The 14786-nt window shown below is 61.3% G+C and carries 13 protein-coding genes and 2 pseudogenes; 1 reads left to right on the top strand and 14 read right to left on the bottom strand.

The annotated features are described in order from the left end of the window. Nucleotides 1-298 (top strand): annotated as a pseudogene (locus H531_RS13110) (IS1634 family transposase); the annotation flags it as partial. Nucleotides 299-460: 162 nt separating this feature from the next. Here the strand turns inward: H531_RS13110 and H531_RS14905 are convergent. The 14 genes and pseudogenes from H531_RS14905 to H531_RS13105 form a co-directional block, all read right to left on the bottom strand. Next, nucleotides 461-640: a Wzz/FepE/Etk N-terminal domain-containing protein gene (locus H531_RS14905; RefSeq protein ID WP_022799394.1), complete on the bottom strand. Its 180-nt coding sequence runs from the start codon at nt 638-640 to the stop codon at nt 461-463. A 17-nt stretch (nt 641-657) separates the two neighbouring features. Continuing rightward, nucleotides 658-2106 (bottom strand): undecaprenyl-phosphate galactose phosphotransferase WbaP, encoded by a 1449-nt coding sequence (gene wbaP, locus H531_RS0111025; RefSeq protein ID WP_028490814.1) that lies wholly within the window; start codon nt 2104-2106, stop codon nt 658-660. Next, nucleotides 2103-3050, bottom strand: a complete 948-nt coding sequence (gene fcl / locus H531_RS0111020) for a GDP-L-fucose synthase (RefSeq protein ID WP_022799392.1) — start codon at nt 3048-3050, stop codon at nt 2103-2105. The genes wbaP and fcl overlap by 4 nt, the downstream gene beginning before the upstream one ends. After that, nucleotides 3043-4092: a GDP-mannose 4,6-dehydratase gene (gene gmd / locus H531_RS0111015; protein WP_022799391.1), complete on the bottom strand. Its 1050-nt coding sequence runs from the start codon at nt 4090-4092 to the stop codon at nt 3043-3045. The genes fcl and gmd overlap by 8 nt, the downstream gene beginning before the upstream one ends. Then, nucleotides 4089-4841 carry a WecB/TagA/CpsF family glycosyltransferase gene (locus tag H531_RS0111010; protein WP_245540681.1) on the bottom strand — a complete coding sequence of 251 codons (753 nt, stop codon included), beginning with the start codon at nt 4839-4841 and terminating at the stop codon, nt 4089-4091. The genes gmd and H531_RS0111010 overlap by 4 nt, the downstream gene beginning before the upstream one ends. Before the next feature lie 13 nt (nt 4842-4854). Beyond that, nucleotides 4855-6018 (bottom strand): glycosyltransferase, encoded by a 1164-nt coding sequence (locus tag H531_RS0111005; protein WP_022799389.1) that lies wholly within the window; start codon nt 6016-6018, stop codon nt 4855-4857. 5 nt (nt 6019-6023) lie between these two features. Continuing rightward, on the bottom strand, nt 6024-7067 hold the full coding sequence (locus tag H531_RS14320) for an O-antigen ligase family protein (RefSeq protein ID WP_156860500.1): 1044 nt from the start codon (nt 7065-7067) through the stop codon (nt 6024-6026). A gap of 193 nt (nt 7068-7260) precedes the next feature. Next, a complete protein-coding gene (locus H531_RS0110995; RefSeq protein WP_084521376.1) occupies nt 7261-8421 on the bottom strand; it encodes a glycosyltransferase family 4 protein in 1161 nt (386 codons plus the stop codon). Then, nucleotides 8384-9622: a glycosyltransferase family 4 protein gene (locus tag H531_RS14900; protein WP_084521373.1), complete on the bottom strand. Its 1239-nt coding sequence runs from the start codon at nt 9620-9622 to the stop codon at nt 8384-8386. The genes H531_RS0110995 and H531_RS14900 overlap by 38 nt, the downstream gene beginning before the upstream one ends. A 167-nt stretch (nt 9623-9789) precedes the next feature. Then, nucleotides 9790-10923, bottom strand: a complete 1134-nt coding sequence (locus H531_RS0110985) for a glycosyltransferase (protein ID WP_084521370.1) — start codon at nt 10921-10923, stop codon at nt 9790-9792. After that, entirely contained in the window at nt 10923-11954 is a 1032-nt protein-coding gene (locus H531_RS0110980) for a lipopolysaccharide biosynthesis protein (protein ID WP_156860499.1), read from the bottom strand. Before H531_RS0110980 ends, H531_RS0110985 begins: the two co-directional genes overlap by 1 nt. A gap of 217 nt (nt 11955-12171) precedes the next feature. After that, nucleotides 12172-13107, bottom strand: a complete 936-nt coding sequence (locus H531_RS0110975; protein WP_022799383.1) for a UDP-glucuronic acid decarboxylase family protein — start codon at nt 13105-13107, stop codon at nt 12172-12174. Then, entirely contained in the window at nt 13107-14501 is a 1395-nt protein-coding gene (locus H531_RS0110970; RefSeq protein WP_022799382.1) for a UDP-glucose dehydrogenase family protein, read from the bottom strand. The genes H531_RS0110975 and H531_RS0110970 overlap by 1 nt, the downstream gene beginning before the upstream one ends. A gap of 93 nt (nt 14502-14594) precedes the next feature. Then, a pseudogene (locus H531_RS13105) lies at nt 14595-14786 on the bottom strand (hypothetical protein); the annotation flags it as partial.

Raw genomic sequence — 14786 nt, 5'->3', positions numbered from 1 at the left:
CCCCCTGTTCTTTACGGAGAGCACCTTCTTGAAGCGGCCCGAGCGGGTGATGGCCCTGGGGATGGTGATGGCCCTGGCCCTTCTGGTGTACGCCCTGGGGGAGTGGGAGCTGAGGCGGAGGCTGGAGGGGACGGGGTCCAGCCTGCCGGATCAAAAGGGGAGACCCACAGCCAAGCCCATCTTTATGTGGGTCCGCCTGGTGGAGCTGGGGGGCAAGTGGCTCGTCCTCAACCTGGCTCCCCATCACGAGACCGCGGTGCGCCTTCTGGGGGCCGGGCGATATTACCTGCTGGAGTGAAGGGGGTGCGGAATGTGGGATGAAAAGCCCTAATCCCTCTTTCCGCAGGGCCTCCCACACCTCCCCCACCGTCTCCTCGGAGAGGACCAGGGCCCTTAGCCCCTCAAAGGTGATGGGGGTGGCCTGCTGCACCTGGATCCTCTGCTCCAGCTGGGCCTGGACCTATACCGGGGCCACGCTTAGGGTGGCGGTGGAGGCGTAGGTGGGCTCGGCGATGAAGAAGCCGTAGATGAGGGCCAAAACAGCGAAGACGAGGGGAATGGTCCACAGGTACACCCGGTGCCGCCTGAGCACCCCCACGATGTCCCGAAGGGTGGGCTCGTCCTGGGGGGTCTCCACCATACGCGCTCCACTCTACCCTAGTACGCGCCCTTCCGGGTCAACACCACCCAAACCGTGCGGGCTAAAATGTAAAGGTCCAGCCAAATGGACCAGTTGCGGATGTAGTAGGAGTCTAGAGTCTGTTGCACCTCCAGATCCCCTTCGCTCCGGGCCGAGACCTGCCAAAGGCCAGTTAGTCCCGGAAGAACGCTACGCCTAAGCGCCCGAAAGTCCTTGGGAAACTTCTCCAGGTGGTAGCGGGGAAAGGGCCTCGGCCCCACCAGGCTCATCTCACCCTTCAGGACGTTCCAGAGCTGGGGGAGCTCGTCCAAGCTGGTCTTTCTGAGGAAGTGGCCGACCCCAGGAAGGATCCGGGGGTCATTCTTTAGCTTGAAGAACCGCGCCCACTCCTTCTGGGCTTCCGAGTTTCGCTCCAAGTACTCCTCGAGGCGCCTTTCCGCATCCGGGTACATCGTTCGGAGCTTCCACACGCGGATGGTCCGCCCCATGTACCCCTCTCGCTCCTGGGCGTAGAAGGCAGGCCCTGGGCTCACCCTCTTGATCCAGAGGGCAAAGAGGGCGAGGAAGGGCAACGAGGCGAGGAAGAGGGGAAGGCCCAGGAGGTAGTCTAGGGCGCGCTTGAAGAAGCGATTCCGCCTCACAAGGAGATTTTTTTTCACCTCTAGGCCGAGCACTCCAGCGAGGTCCCGGGTGGACACCCAGAGGCTCTGAAGGCCGAAAAGGTCAGGCACCAAAATTACATGGGGGAAGGGAAGCTTGTTAACGAGGTTGATCATCCTTTCCCGGCCAACCCCGGGCATGGCCAAGACGGCATACCGAAGGCCCTTCTGGGCTAGATCGGAGGCGAGATCCAGGCTACCGAGCACAGGGAGGCCCTCCACCTCCATCCCCCACTTGGCGGGGTCATCGTCCAAGAAGGCTGCGGGGCGGAGACCCAGGACGGGGTCAGCTTGCAGACTCCTCGCCACCAGGGCCCCGCTCTTCCCCGCCCCGAGAATCACCAGTGGCGCGCCCCAGGCCCCAAGCCGCACCAGCACTTCCCGGGCTAAGGCGGCCATGAGGGGAACGAGCACTAAGGCGTACCCCATGGCGAGCCCCAGGACCCCCCGGGACCAGCCCTCCCTCAGGAAGAGCCAGTCCCAGGAGATGAGGGCCAGGAAGAAAACAAAGGTTACCTGCACTTGGCGCCGCACCCGCTCCACGGCCCCGAGGCCGTAGCCGGGGTAGAGCCCGGCGAGGGCGTACCCGAGGGGAAAGAGGAGCAGGGCTAGGGCCACGGAGCGGAAGGCATCGAGGGGGACCTCCGCCGGGAACCAGAAGCCAAGGACCTCCCGGGTAGCGTAGCCCAGGAAGAGGGAGGCCTCGAGGGCCAGGAGGTCCGCGAGGAGGAGGCCCAACACCGCTAACCTGGGCCGCGCCGAGGATGCGTTCACCCTTTTGCCAATAGCCTTGGCCTTAACCTTCACGCCACGCCCCTCGCCTCGGCCACGTGGGCCTGGAACCACGCGTAGGTCTGCCGGAGGCCTTCTTCTAAGGGAATGCGGGGCCGCCATCCCATGGAAAAGAGTCGGGAGACGTCTAAAAGCTTCCTCGGGGTCCCGTCGGGCTTGGAGGTGTCGTAGACGATCTCCCCTCGGAAGCCCACCACTTTAGCGACGAGCTCGGCGAGCTCACGGATGCTGAAGTCCTCCCCCACACCCACGTTGATGATATCTTCCCCTTCGTAATAACGCATAAGAAAGAGGGCCGCATCCGCTAGGTCGTCCACGTGGAGGAATTCCCGCCTAGGGGTACCGGTGCCCCAGACCATCACCGAGCCTTTCCCTACCACCTTGGCCTCGTGGAACTTGCGGATGAGGGCGGGAATGACGTGAGAGGTTTCCAAGTCAAAGTTGTCTCCGGGACCGTAAAGGTTAGTAGGCAGGAGGCTGATGCCGTTGAACCCGTACTGACGCCGGTAGGCCTGCACCATTTTGATCCCGGCGATCTTGGCCACGGCGTAGGCCTCGTTAGTGGGCTCTAAAGGACCCGTAAGCAGGTACTCCTCCTTCATGGGTTGGGGAGCATATTTGGGGTAGATGCAGCTGGATCCCAGGAAGAGGAGCTTCTTGACCCCGTAGCGGTAAGCCGCGTCAATGACGTTGGTTTGGATGAGGAGGTTTTCCCGTATAAAATCCGCCGGGTAGGTGGCGTTGGCCAAGATGCCCCCTACCTTGGCCGCAGCCAGGAAGACATACTCAGGCCTTTCCTCTTCAAAGAAGCGGTAGACGGCCCGCTGGTCGGTGAGGTCCAGCTCCTTTCGCGTCCGAAGGACGAGGTTTTGGTAGCTTTCGGCTTGGAGCCGGCGCAGGATAGCGCTCCCCACCAGGCCCCGGTGTCCCGCCACGTAGATCTTGGCCCCCTTATCCACGGTCCATCACCCCCGGAAGGGCGATCTGGTGCCCCGCGTCCACCAGGGTGCGCTCCTGCTTGGCGAGCTCTAGGTCGTGCTCCACCATGCGGCGCACCAACTCCTTGAAAGTGACCCTGGGTTGCCAACCCAGCTTTTCCCGGGCCTTAGAGGCGTCACCCAGGAGGAAGTCCACCTCTGTGGGCCGGAAGTAGCGGGGGTCAATCTCCACGTAGACATAAGGGTCCAGTCCCAGAAGGCCAAAGGCTTCCTCCAGGAACTCCCGCACCGAGTGGGCCTCTCCAGTAGCGAGCACGTAGTCGTCAGGCTCAGGCTGCTGCAGCATAAGCCACATAGCCTCCACGTAGTCCGGGGCGTAACCCCAGTCGCGCTTGGCTTCCAAGTTGCCCAAGTAAAGCTTCTTTTGCAGCCCCATCTTGATGCGCCCCGCAGCCCGGGTGATCTTTCGGGTGACGAAGGTTTCCCCGCGCCGCTCCGACTCGTGGTTGAAGAGGATGCCGTTCACGATGAAAAGCCCGTACGCTTCCCGGTAGTTTACGGCGTACCAGTAGGCGGCCACCTTGCTCGCCGCGTAGGGGCTACGAGGGTAGAAGGGCGTCTTCTCGCTCTGGGGTGGCGGGGCGGCGCCAAACATCTCCGAAGAGCCCGCCTGGTAGAAGCGCACCGGTTTGTCCCAGGCCCGGACGTAGTCCCGCACCGCCTCCAGAAGCCTCAAAGTCCCCGTGGCCACCACGTCGGCGGTGTACTCGGGCTGTTCAAAGGAGACCTTGACGTGGGACTGGGCTCCCAGGTTGTAGATCTCATCAGGTTGGACTTTCTCCAAAATACGCCTGAGCCCCGTGCCGTCCGTCAAGTCCCCGTAGTGAAGGAAGAAGCGCGTGCCCGGCTCATGAGGATCCCGATACAGGTGGTCTATACGGCTCGTGTTGAAGACACTGGAGCGCCGGATGATGCCATGAACTTCGTACCCTTTGGAGAGAAGAAGCTCGGCGAGATAGCTTCCATCCTGTCCTGTGACACCGGTTATTAACGCTTTTTTCATGCGAACCTCCGGATTCCCGCAAGCTCTAGAAAGGCCAGAAGAAGGAATCGTGGGTTATGCCTAAGGTAGCGGCGCCAAAGCCGCTTGGGTTCCTGGGAAAGCCTGAAAAGCCACTCCAAGCCGATCTTCTGCATCCAGGCCGGGGCCTGGCGCACGCGCCCCGCGTGGAAGTCAAAGGCGGCGCCCACGCCGAGCATCACTGCCCGGACCCTGCCCTTGTGCTCGGCCATCCAGCGCTCCTGCTTGGGGCAACCCAGGCCCACGAAGAGGATCCGGGTGCCCGAAGCGTTGATTTCCTCCGTTACCCTTTCGTCTTCCTCAGGGGTGAGGGGCCGGAAAGGGGGGCTGTAGGCGTAAACCACCCGGAGGCCGGGAAAGCGGGCCCTTAGGTTGCGCACCAGGGCGTCTAGGGCTTCAGGATACCCACCGTAAAATCCCACGGGCACGCCCCGCCTCGCCGCTTCCGCACACACCCTCGAGGTGAGTTCGGGGCCATAAACCCGCTCCTGGTAGGGATGGCCGAGCTTGCGAAGCATCCAGACCAGGGGCATCCCGTCCGGGGTAACGAGGTCGGCTGCGTTCACCAAAGCGCAAAAGTCAGGATCGTCGTGGGCCTCCATGACCATGTGGACGTTGGCCACGCAGATGTAGCGGCTCTCTCCTGCCTCCGCCCAGGCGAGCACCCTCCCGATGGCCTCCTCGTAGCTGATGGGGTCCACCCGCATGCCCAGGATCCTGACCGCCTCCATGGCACCTCCCATTTTATTGCCTTCCTTCCAAGACGCCACGATAAATGGCCATCAGCAGCTCGTAGTTGCGCTCCGCCGTGTACTTGGCCTCGTACTCCGCCCGGGCTTCCTTCCGCATGCGGGCGAGCTCTGTGGGGCGGGCGAGGAGCCACTCCACCTTGGCCGCCAGGTCCTCCGGGTCCCCGGGGCGGAAGTGGAGTCCGGTGCGGCCGTCCTCGGTCACCTCGCCGACCGCTCCGATGTGGGCGGCTAGCACGGGCGTGCCCTTGGCAAAGGCTTCTATGGCTACCCGGCCGAAGGTTTCGTACCACTCGGATGGGAAGACCAAGAAGGCGGCTTCTCCCATGAGGGCGTAGACCTCCTCGGGGGCCTTGCGGCCAAGCCACTCCACTCCCGGGATCCGCTTCTGGGCCTCCTGGACCTCCGGGGCTAAGGGGCCGTCCCCCACGATTTTCAAGTGCATCTTTCCTCCCAGGCGCTCCCAGGCCCTAAGGAGCGTTCCCAGACCTTTTTCCGGAGAGAGCCGACCCACAAAGAGGGCGTACCCCCCGCGCCCCTCTCCGGGCCCGGGGTCGGGGTGGACAAAGTTAGGCTTCACCACAATTTTCTCCGGCGGGAAGCCCCCCTCGATGAACTTCTGTCGTCCGAACTCCGTGAGGGCGATAAAGCGGTCCACAAGGTTCCACGTACCAAGGGCCCGGTGGAGCGCAATCATACCCCCTACTACCGCGCTCGCCGCCCGGCTTTTCCTATAACACCCGTAAAGCGCCCCCCGCCAAGGAAGCCGGCCCATACAGGCCTCGCACACCTGCCCATGGCGGAAGAGGAGGGCATTCACGCAAAGAAGGCGGTAGTTGTGCAAGGTCATCACCACCGGCACCCCCTCTGCCTTGGCGGCGTGCACCACAGCAGGAGAAGCCAGGGGGAACGTGTTGTGGACGTGGACCAGATCCGGGCGGTGCGCTCGGATGATCTCCATCACTCGGCGGTAGGCCTCCTGGTTCCATAGGGTCACCGCGCCCTGCCGCCAGGGGGGCATGCGGTCCAGTTCCTGGTTGTGGAAGGTGAGGTCCACCACATGGTGGCCTCGCTGACGCAGGATGGCTACCTCGGTGCTAAAGACCTGGTCTTCACCGCCGGGTTGCTGGTAGTGGGTGTGTACTTTTAAGAGCAACATGCCTCCTACCTATTCGCAACTAACGGGGCTAAGCCGAAACCCGTCAATAAGAAAAAGGGAATGGCGCCAAACGGGGTTTCAAAAAAATTGCCAAAAAATGAGCTACCAATAAAGCCGCAACTTAATACAAAAGCAAGTTCTCCACTTAAGCTCCGCCACGTTGCTCTATAAAGCGCCACGAGTAAACTCGCAAGAAAAAATGCAAACAGAAGGACCCCCAACCATCCTGTATAGCCCAAAGTGTAAAAAAAGATATTGTGAGGCGTCCTCACACCCTCTGGGATTACAGGAAACAAGCTCCACAAAGGATACCCATAGCCCAATCCCAAGAGGGCAGTGATGAAATCAGCGTGTACAGCATGCCAGATTTCCATCCACCAGGGAATCCGCCACCCCACGATCGTACCCGCTAGGCTATAGGCTTCCTCACCTACCAATTCCACTGCAACGTCAGGATTAAAAGGAGCCACCACCCGGGCAACAATCCCCCGAACCGAAATTTCTCCTCCCCGTTGCTCTGGAGCCGGAAGCCGTAAATCGGCAGCATAGAAAGCAATCAAGAGGAAGAGCACGCCCGTACTGAGTATAGTAAGCCGAAGGAGGCGACCTCTTAAAAAGGCCCAAACGGCTAAAGCCAAGACGAAGGCTAACCACTCCCCCCGTACCTGTACGCCCAGGAGAACGAAGGTGTTGAGCAAGAGGGGGAGCCAAGAGCGGTGAAGTCTAGGCTCAAATGCCACAAGCCCCATCAAAGCCACAAACGAACCGGAGGGTTGACCAAATAAAGGTACATCAGGTGCCCAAGGCAGAAAAAGGTCTATGCGGTTTAGAACCAAAACATACAAAACTCCATAAAGACCATTAAACCAAGCAAGCCACCAGATGGCCTTCCGAAGAAGGGAAGGATACCGCAAACCAACGGCTAGTCCCAAGAAAAGATAAAGGGGATAAACATTAAAAGCTAGATTTTGCAGAGTAGAAAGGATATCATAACCTCTCGCCAGTCCAACAAACGCTTGGAATAGCCCATAAAAGAGAAAGATCGTCAAAGCCCAGGCTAAGCTTGAAAGCGGATTTACCCGTCGGGCCGCAAGCCAGGAAACCCACCGACCCAAAACCGCGCCCGGCCTAGATAGGAAAAAGGCCCCCAACGCTATCTCCCCTATAAAAAGAGGGGGAATGCCCAGGTACGCAAAGCTCCTACCAAACAAAAGGTAGCCCCAAAGAAGGAGGGACCACACCCTAGCCCAAAGCGCCATAAAACCCCCGCCAACTCTGGACAAAAACCCCTCCCCCGAACCTTTGTACGGCCTGCTGAGCTAGCCTTCCCATGCGCGCCCGCTCTAGGGATGGGAGGGCAAGAAACCGCTCCAGACCTGCCCGCACCCCTTCCGCCGTCCGCTGGACCACGAATCCCGTCTCCCCATCCCGCATGAACTCTTCTACCCCGTAGAGGGGCGAAACAATAAGGGACAGACCAGCCGCAGCGGCTTGGAAACTCACTAAGGAAAAGGTCTCGTAAAGGGAAGGGAGCACGAAGACATCCGCACCCCAGAGAAAAGGACGCACATCTCGCTGCTTGCCCCAAAAGTGAATCCTATCGCCAAGCCCCATCCCCTCTGCCCGCATTTGCCACGAGCGGATCAGGTCGGGCTCCCCGCCCACCACCCAAAGCCGCAGGGAGCAGTCCCTCAACGCCAGCAGCGCCTCGAGAACGAGGGGAAGCCCTTTACGCTCAAAGTGGCCCAAGGCCACGAACACGAGCACCGTCTCACCCGGCTTCACCCCATGCTCCGCCCGAAAGGCTTCGCGGTCAAAGTCCGCTGGCGGGCGCATGCGTTCTACGTCCACCGGGTTATAAATCACCGTGGTTTTCCCGCGCGTAAAGGGGTAGGTTTCCTCAAGTTCCCGTTTCAACCCCTGAGAAGGGACCACGATCCTCTTCACCCGGCGGTAGGTCCACGGCTCCACGAGGGCGTGAAACCAGTGGTCCAGCCAGCGAAGCCATCCCCGAAGCCCCTTCGCCCCAGCTTGCTTCCAATGATCACGGAGGTAAGCACGGTGGCAAAACTGTGCATAGGACACATCTCCGAAGGAAAGGTTGCTTTCCACCATCTGCACCAGGTCAAAACGCACGCCGGTGCGCAGGCGATACCAAAAGTAGACCAAGGGAGCCACGAAATGGTAGGCCACGAAAAGGAGGGCTAGGGGGCGCGTCGGCACAGGTATCCGAACGAAGCGGATCCGGTCCGGGCACGGGTTTTCAAACTCCACGGCGAACACGGTGAACTCGTGCTCGGAGCACAGCCCCTGGAGCATGCGGAGATGGCAGGAACCGATAGGATTGGTAGGAACGACCTTGTAGTCAAACACGGCGATGCGCATGCGAAAGAACCTCCTCATAAAGCACGAGCATTCGCTCGGCGCGCCTGTCCCAGCGTTCCGCCTGGGCGAAGCGCCAGGCGGCCTGGGCCATGCGCAGTCGCAGGGCCTCGTCAGCGGCCAGTTGGTCTATGCCTTTTGCGAGAAGGCAGACGGTGTCCTCAGGGGTCGTTACCGGCACCTTGATGGCCGCCGCTTCCGGAAGAAAGCTTCCCACCCCCTGGTGGTCCAGAGTCACCACCGGCAGGCCGTGAGCCATGGCCTCCAACACCACGGCCCCAAAACTATCCCGCAAGCTGGTGAACACAAAGGCATGGGCCCCAAGAAAGGCTTCCCGCATCTTCTCCCAGGGCAGGCGCCCCAAGAAGCGAACCCGGTCTTCCAGCCCTAGCCTCCGGGCCTCCTCTTGCCAAAGCCCTTCCATAGGCCCCCCTCCCGCTACCCAAAGCTCCACAGGCGCCCGCACCCATCGCAAAGCCCTCAGAGCTAAGGGCAGGGCCTTTCTAGGCTCAAACCGCCCGGCCCACAAGAGGCGCAAGGGGCCGGGTTCCCGGGGCGCATAGGGCGGGGTGCCCAGGCCGAAGCCTAGCGGTACGCCCGTGTCTAAAAAAAGCTCGGTCCTCCGAGCGCCGCCCCGGCGAAGAAGCGCAAGGGTCTCCCGGTTGGTGGCCAAAGCCAGGGACACTCCGGCTACCTTGCTTCGCCAACCGGGCCACCAGGGAAGCGATGCGACCCGCAAGGACCTCAGGGCCTCCTTGGGCCAGTGCCGGCCAAAGAGGGCACGGAACGCCCCCGGGGCCTTCTGCCCTCCTCCAACGGGCCCCCAAACCAGGGGAAAACCCGGCGAAGGCGGGGGCGCGCTCACCGTACCCCAGCTAACGTGGTGTACTACGACAGGAGAGCGGGCTTCTGAAGCCAGGCTTCTGACAAGTCGGTAGGCTTTCCTAAGCCAAAAGATGTAGTGAAGTCGGATCCCTCGCTCACCCCGGGCCGGGTCCCAGGGGTCCCAACCGCTAAGCGTAACCCAGTGGACCCGCAGACGAGGGTTAGGATACTGGGCGAGAAAGGCCTCCACTTCCTCGCGGTACTGGGGGAAAGCGACCACATCCACAGGCAGGTGGTCCGAAAGGTGCCACGCCCAGTTCCAGGTGAAACCCGGCTCGGAGCCCCTATAGGGGGAGAGGGCGTGACCCACCAGGATGACGCGGAAATCCCTAGCCATGGGCTCACCTACGGGAAAGCACAAGGACCAAGGCGGCCTTGGCCCCTAGCAGCAAGCCCACCGTTCCACTTACACCCCTGGAGACTTTGACTTTTGATCTCAGAACCTTCATCCCCACCGAGGTTGCATGGATAAAAGAAGATTTGGCCACGGTCTGCCACACCACGTTAGCGTTCATATTCGCTAATTAGGCGTAAAGCTATCCCCTGCCAATCAAATTGGCCCTCCACTAGAGCCCGCGCCCGGAGCCCCATTTCATTTAGTCTTTTAGTAGGCGCCTCCCCTAGTTCCCGTATGCCCTCAACGAGCTGAGGCACTTTCGGATCAACGGTTACACCTGCACCATAAGCACTAACCTCTCCGGGATCGGCTGGCTTAGAAAGCAATACCGGCTTGCCCATGGTCATGGCCTCGAGGACACTAAAGGAAAACCCTTCCCACCTCGAGGGGTGCACGAACACGTCCGCCCCGGCTAGGTAGGCCCACTTTTCCTCCCCGAAGGCCGGGCCAGCGAACACCACCCGCTCCTCCAACCCCAGGCGCCGGGCCTGCTCCCACAGACGCGCCAAGCTCCCCCGCCAGTCAGGCCCCACCAGGACCAGGGCCGCCGCCGGAAGTCGGGCCGCCGCGAAGGCCTCCAACAAGAGGTCCAGCCCCTTGTGGACAGGGTCCAGCCGCCCTAGGAAGAGGAAGACCCGCTTGCCCTGTAGAACGGGGAAGCGGCGTCGTAGGAGATCCGAGTCCACCCGTGCGGGTACGGCGGCGGGGTCAATGCCGTTAGGCACCACCACCACCCGCGCCCGCACCCCCAAGGACCTGAGGCCCTCCACGTCGTTGTGGCTAACCGCATGCACGAACCGCGCCCCCTCCAGGTAGGGCTTCTCCAGGAGGCGCACGTAGGCCCGCACCTCGGGCCCCACCCGCGCGAGCCGGCCGGGAGCGAAGCCACCGTTGGGTGTGACCACGTAAGGCACGCCTTCCCGTTTTAAGAGGCTACCCAGACCCACAAAGGTACCGATATGAACCGAATGAAAGTGAACCACATCTGGCACCCATGCCAAAAGCGCTTCCAAAAGTCCTCTCGGTGACCTAGGCCAAAGACGAGCCCACTTACTTTTGGGGGGAGGAAACGTGTTTACCTCTGCTCCAGGAACTGGGATGGGTTCCTTAAGGGTAAGCGAGAAAATCATCACCTTGGCGCCCAAGGCTGCCTGGTATTTGGCTAAATAGTAAACTGTTTTGTCCACACCATTAGCACTGTCAGGGTTACAACGTCCGAGAAGAACATGGGCAACGCGCATTAGCAAATCCTCCTGCAAATCCACGCCAAGAACAAGGCTGTTAACGTATTGGCAACAAGGTTGGCCTCTACAGCCCCTGGCACACCGAAGGGGATAACCAGCGCCAAACTCAAACCGGTGGCCACTGCAGCGGATACCCCATATACTTCAGCCAAAATACGCGGTTTCTCCAAGGCTTGTAAACGCGCGCTGAATACGTAAATCGCAGCTGATATTACGGGAATAAGCCCGACTAAATCAATAAGGTATCTATATTCCGCATACTTACCAAGGTATATTGCCTCCACCAAGCGGTTAGCAACCAAAACTAAAAAAATCCAATAAATTAAGGAAAAAGTCAACAATAAAATGAAGCCTAACCAAGCAAAGCGTTCTAATTTTTGAGCCTGTCGTGCCCGAACCATTCCTGGAAGCAGAAGCTGTCCTAAGGCACCGTTAAAGTGATGAATTGGCATGACTAAGTTGTTTATTGCCCTGAACGCAGCTGTAGCCTCAAGGTCATGGAAGGTAGACAACACCAGAAAGTAAAGATTGCCCTGAACCCACGACAAAGCCCCCGCCAAAAGCGCCCACCGCCCGTAGTCCCAATGGAGCACCCACACCTCCGAGGGCGCCACCTGGGTGGGAGCGCTCCCCCTGAGCCGCCACCGGATGGCCTCTGCCGCCAGCGCGGACCCCAAGGCCATGGCGAGGAAGGCGGTAACCTCGTTGAGGAGCCGCGCCCGCAAGAGAAACCCCGCCAGGGCCAGGTAAAGGAAAAGGTAAAGCCCCCCGCCTAAGGCGGCGAGCCTGGGGTTCAGGTAGACGTAGGCGCCCCGGCGCACGAGCCAGAGGTAGAGCACCGCCGGGGCGGCTATGGAAAGACCAAAGAAGCTCAGGGCAAGCTCTCGCCCCTTGAGGCTCCAAAAAAGGCCTCCGAGGAGAAGAAAGGCAATAAATACTAAGAGGCCGAACCGCCAGTGGTACCGGATCAAGACGGCCTGGTAAGCGGAGAAGGCCTCCCGGAAGCGCCCCGAGCCGTAGACCAGCATGGGCTCCGTCCATAGCGCTGTGTGGAGCGTGCCAAGGAGAAGAAAAAGCGCGTAGGCGGTAGCGAAGGCCCCATAGGCCGCGGGTTCCAGCCAGCGGGCGAGGAGGATGCTCACGAGGAAGTTGGTGCCGGCGAAGAGGGCTTGATCGGCTACGGCCCAAAAGCCCCGCCCAGCCCAGAGCAAGGCCTGGGAAGAAAAGAGCTTTTGCACCGCAGCCCTAATGGGCCACTACCTCCCGGAAGTAGGCGATGGTGCGCTCGAGGCCTTCCCGCACCGGCACCCGGGGTTCCCAACTGAGGAGCCTCCTGGCGAGGGTGATATCGGGCCGCCGCTGTTTGGGGTCGTCCTCCGGCAGGGGCCTGAAGACGATGGAGGAGGGGCTTCCCGTGAGCTCCTTCACCAGGTGGGCCAGGTCCAGAACCCGGTACTCCTCGGGGTTACCCAGGTTCACGGGATAGGGGTAGTCCACCTCCATGAGGCGGCGGATGCCCTCTATGAGGTCGTCCACGTAGCAAAAGGAGCGGGTCTGGCTCCCGTCCCCGTAGACCGTGAGGGGCGCACCACGGAGAGCCTGGATGATAAAGTTGGACACCACCCGGCCGTCCTCGGGGTCCATGAAAGTACCATAGGTGTTGAAGATCCTTACGATGCGAACAGAAAGCCCATGCGCCCGGTGGTAAGCCATGGTCAGGGCCTCGGCGTAGCGCTTACCCTCATCGTAGATGCTCCGGGGCCCCACGGGGTTCACGTTGCCCCAGTAGGTCTCGGGCTGGGGGTGGACGAGGGGGTCACCGTACACCTCGCTGGTGGAGGCGAGGAAGAAGCGGGCCCCCTTCCTCAGGGCCAGGTCCAAGAGGTGCCGGGTACCCTCGGCGTTCACCAGGAGGGTGGGGATGGGAAGCTTTAGGTAGCGGGGAGGAGAGGCGGGAGAGGCGAAGTGGAGTATCCAGTCCAGAGGGCCTTCCACCTGAAGGGGCCGGGTCACGTCTGCCTGGAGAAAGTGAAAGCCCGGATGGGCCAGAAGGCGGTCCAGGTTCCGTCTCTGCCCCGTGGAGAGGTTGTCCACCCCGATGACCTCGCATCCCTCCTTAAGAAGCCTCTCCGCCAGATGGCTCCCCAGGAAGCCCGCAGCGCCCGTGAGAAGGACCCGCATCACACCTCCACCTTGCTCAATATACCCAAGGCCGGGATGCCCACGCCCACGTAACGGTAGCCTATGGCCGCCAAGGCTTTCCCGTCAAGAAAATTCCGCCCGTCCACCACGAGGGGGGTGCGGAGGAGGCCCCTAAGCCTCTCCCAAGGCCAGGTACGGTACTCCGGCCAGTCAGTGGCCAGGACCACGGCGTCGGCTCCCTTAAAAGCTTCCTCAGGAGTCTCGGCGTATTCCAAGGGAAGGACCACCTCCTGCCGCGCCCGGGGAAGGGCCACCGGGTCGTGGGCCCGCACGAAGGCGCCCAGCTTCAGGAGGAGGTCGGCCAGGGCCAGGGCGGGACTTTCCCGGAGGTCATCGGTATGGGGCTTGAAGGCGAGGCCGAGGAGGGTGACGGTCTTCCCCTTTAAGGTCCTTAGCTCCGCAAGGAGCTTGTCCACGAGGAGATTTCGCTGGCCAAAGTTGACCTCCCGGGCCGCCTCAGTGATGGGGAGGCTCAGGCCGTACTCCCGGCCCATGGCCAAAAGGGCCGCAGTGTCCTTGGGGAAGCAGCTTCCCCCCCAGCCGAGCCCGGCCTGAAGGAAGCGGGGACCGATGCGGTGGTCCAGGCCGATACCCCGGGCCACCTCCCGGATGTCCGCCCCTACCCGATCGGCCAGGCGGGCCAGCTCGTTGATGAAGCTGATCTTGAGGGCCAGGAAGGCATTCGCCCCGTACTTAATGAGCTCCGCTGAGGCCAGGTCCGTGGTGAGGAAGGGCACCGCCCCCATGCGCTCGGGCCGGGGGAGAAAGGGGGGTGGAGCAAAGCTCTGCTCCAGGATGGGCTCATAGAGTTCTCGTAGAACTTCTATGGCTCTCCGGTCCTCAGCGCCTACCACCACTCGGTCCGGATAGAGGCTATCGTGGAGGGCCTGACCCTCCCGCAGGAACTCCGGGTTGGAGGCTACCGCCAAACGGCCGTCCGGCTCGCCCCCGTGCGCCTCCCGGAAGGCCCGGCGCACCAGGGCCTCCACGTAGTTGCCACTTCCCACAGGCACCGTGGACTTGTTCACCACCACGGTAAACCCCTCCCCTAAGTAGCGCCCGATACCCTCGGCAGCCTGCTTGACCTGGGTCAGATCGGGACTCCCGTCAGGAGAAGAGGGCGTACCTACAGCGATGAAGACCACCTGAGCCTGGGGTATTGCTTCCTCGTAGCGCGTGGTGAAGCTCAGGTTTGGCCGCACCAGAGTTAGCATTTCCTCTAGGTGGGGTTCGAAGAAAGGAGGCTTGCCCCGGTTTAAGGCCGCCACTTTGTCCCCGTCCACATCCACCCCCACCACCCGGTTCCCCAGATAAGCCAGGCTCACTGCCGTGGCCAGGCCGACATATCCGCTTCCAACGACGGTCACCCTCATAGCCTTCATTTTACCTTTTACCTTCTTCACCCTTAACGGAGCCTGAACCACCTTCCGTCCGAGTGACCCCTCCTTGCAATTCATGATCTGGACTTACGCGGCCTCCACCTGCACCGGTAACAGAGGGCTCAAATCCAGGCTCAGCTTACCTGCAATAAGTCTCCGTCGGCATTGGTAGAAACTCAACTTCAGCCGCTCCAAGACCTGCCTCGCCGCGTACCAAGCGTCAAACAGTACGCCTTCCGGCTGAAAGCCCTGCTCCTCCGCCCACTCCAGCAGGGCCAG

Source organism: Thermus islandicus DSM 21543, from assembly GCF_000421625.1.
Classification (GTDB): domain Bacteria; phylum Deinococcota; class Deinococci; order Deinococcales; family Thermaceae; genus Thermus; species Thermus islandicus.
Note: the sequence above shows the minus strand (reverse complement) of the source record. Positions and strands in the feature narration are given on the sequence as shown.

Excerpts from the sequence above, each read along its gene's own strand:
- H531_RS14905 (WP_022799394.1), bottom strand. The coding sequence starts at position 640 with ATGGTGGAGACCCCCCAGGACGAGCCCACCCTTCGGGACATCGTGGGG.
- gmd (WP_022799391.1), bottom strand. The coding sequence starts at position 4,092 with ATGAAAAAAGCGTTAATAACCGGTGTCACAGGACAGGATGGAAGCTAT.
- H531_RS0111010 (WP_245540681.1), bottom strand. The coding sequence starts at position 4,841 with ATGGAGGCGGTCAGGATCCTGGGCATGCGGGTGGACCCCATCAGCTAC.
- H531_RS0111005 (WP_022799389.1), bottom strand. The coding sequence starts at position 6,018 with ATGTTGCTCTTAAAAGTACACACCCACTACCAGCAACCCGGCGGTGAA.
- H531_RS0110995 (WP_084521376.1), bottom strand. The coding sequence starts at position 8,421 with ATGAGGAGGTTCTTTCGCATGCGCATCGCCGTGTTTGACTACAAGGTC.
- H531_RS14900 (WP_084521373.1), bottom strand. The coding sequence starts at position 9,622 with ATGGCTAGGGATTTCCGCGTCATCCTGGTGGGTCACGCCCTCTCCCCC.
- H531_RS0110985 (WP_084521370.1), bottom strand. The coding sequence starts at position 10,923 with ATGCGCGTTGCCCATGTTCTTCTCGGACGTTGTAACCCTGACAGTGCT.
- H531_RS0110980 (WP_156860499.1), bottom strand. The coding sequence starts at position 11,954 with ATGCTGGTCTACGGCTCGGGGCGCTTCCGGGAGGCCTTCTCCGCTTAC.
- H531_RS0110975 (WP_022799383.1), bottom strand. The coding sequence starts at position 13,107 with ATGCGGGTCCTTCTCACGGGCGCTGCGGGCTTCCTGGGGAGCCATCTG.
- H531_RS0110970 (WP_022799382.1), bottom strand. The coding sequence starts at position 14,501 with ATGAGGGTGACCGTCGTTGGAAGCGGATATGTCGGCCTGGCCACGGCA.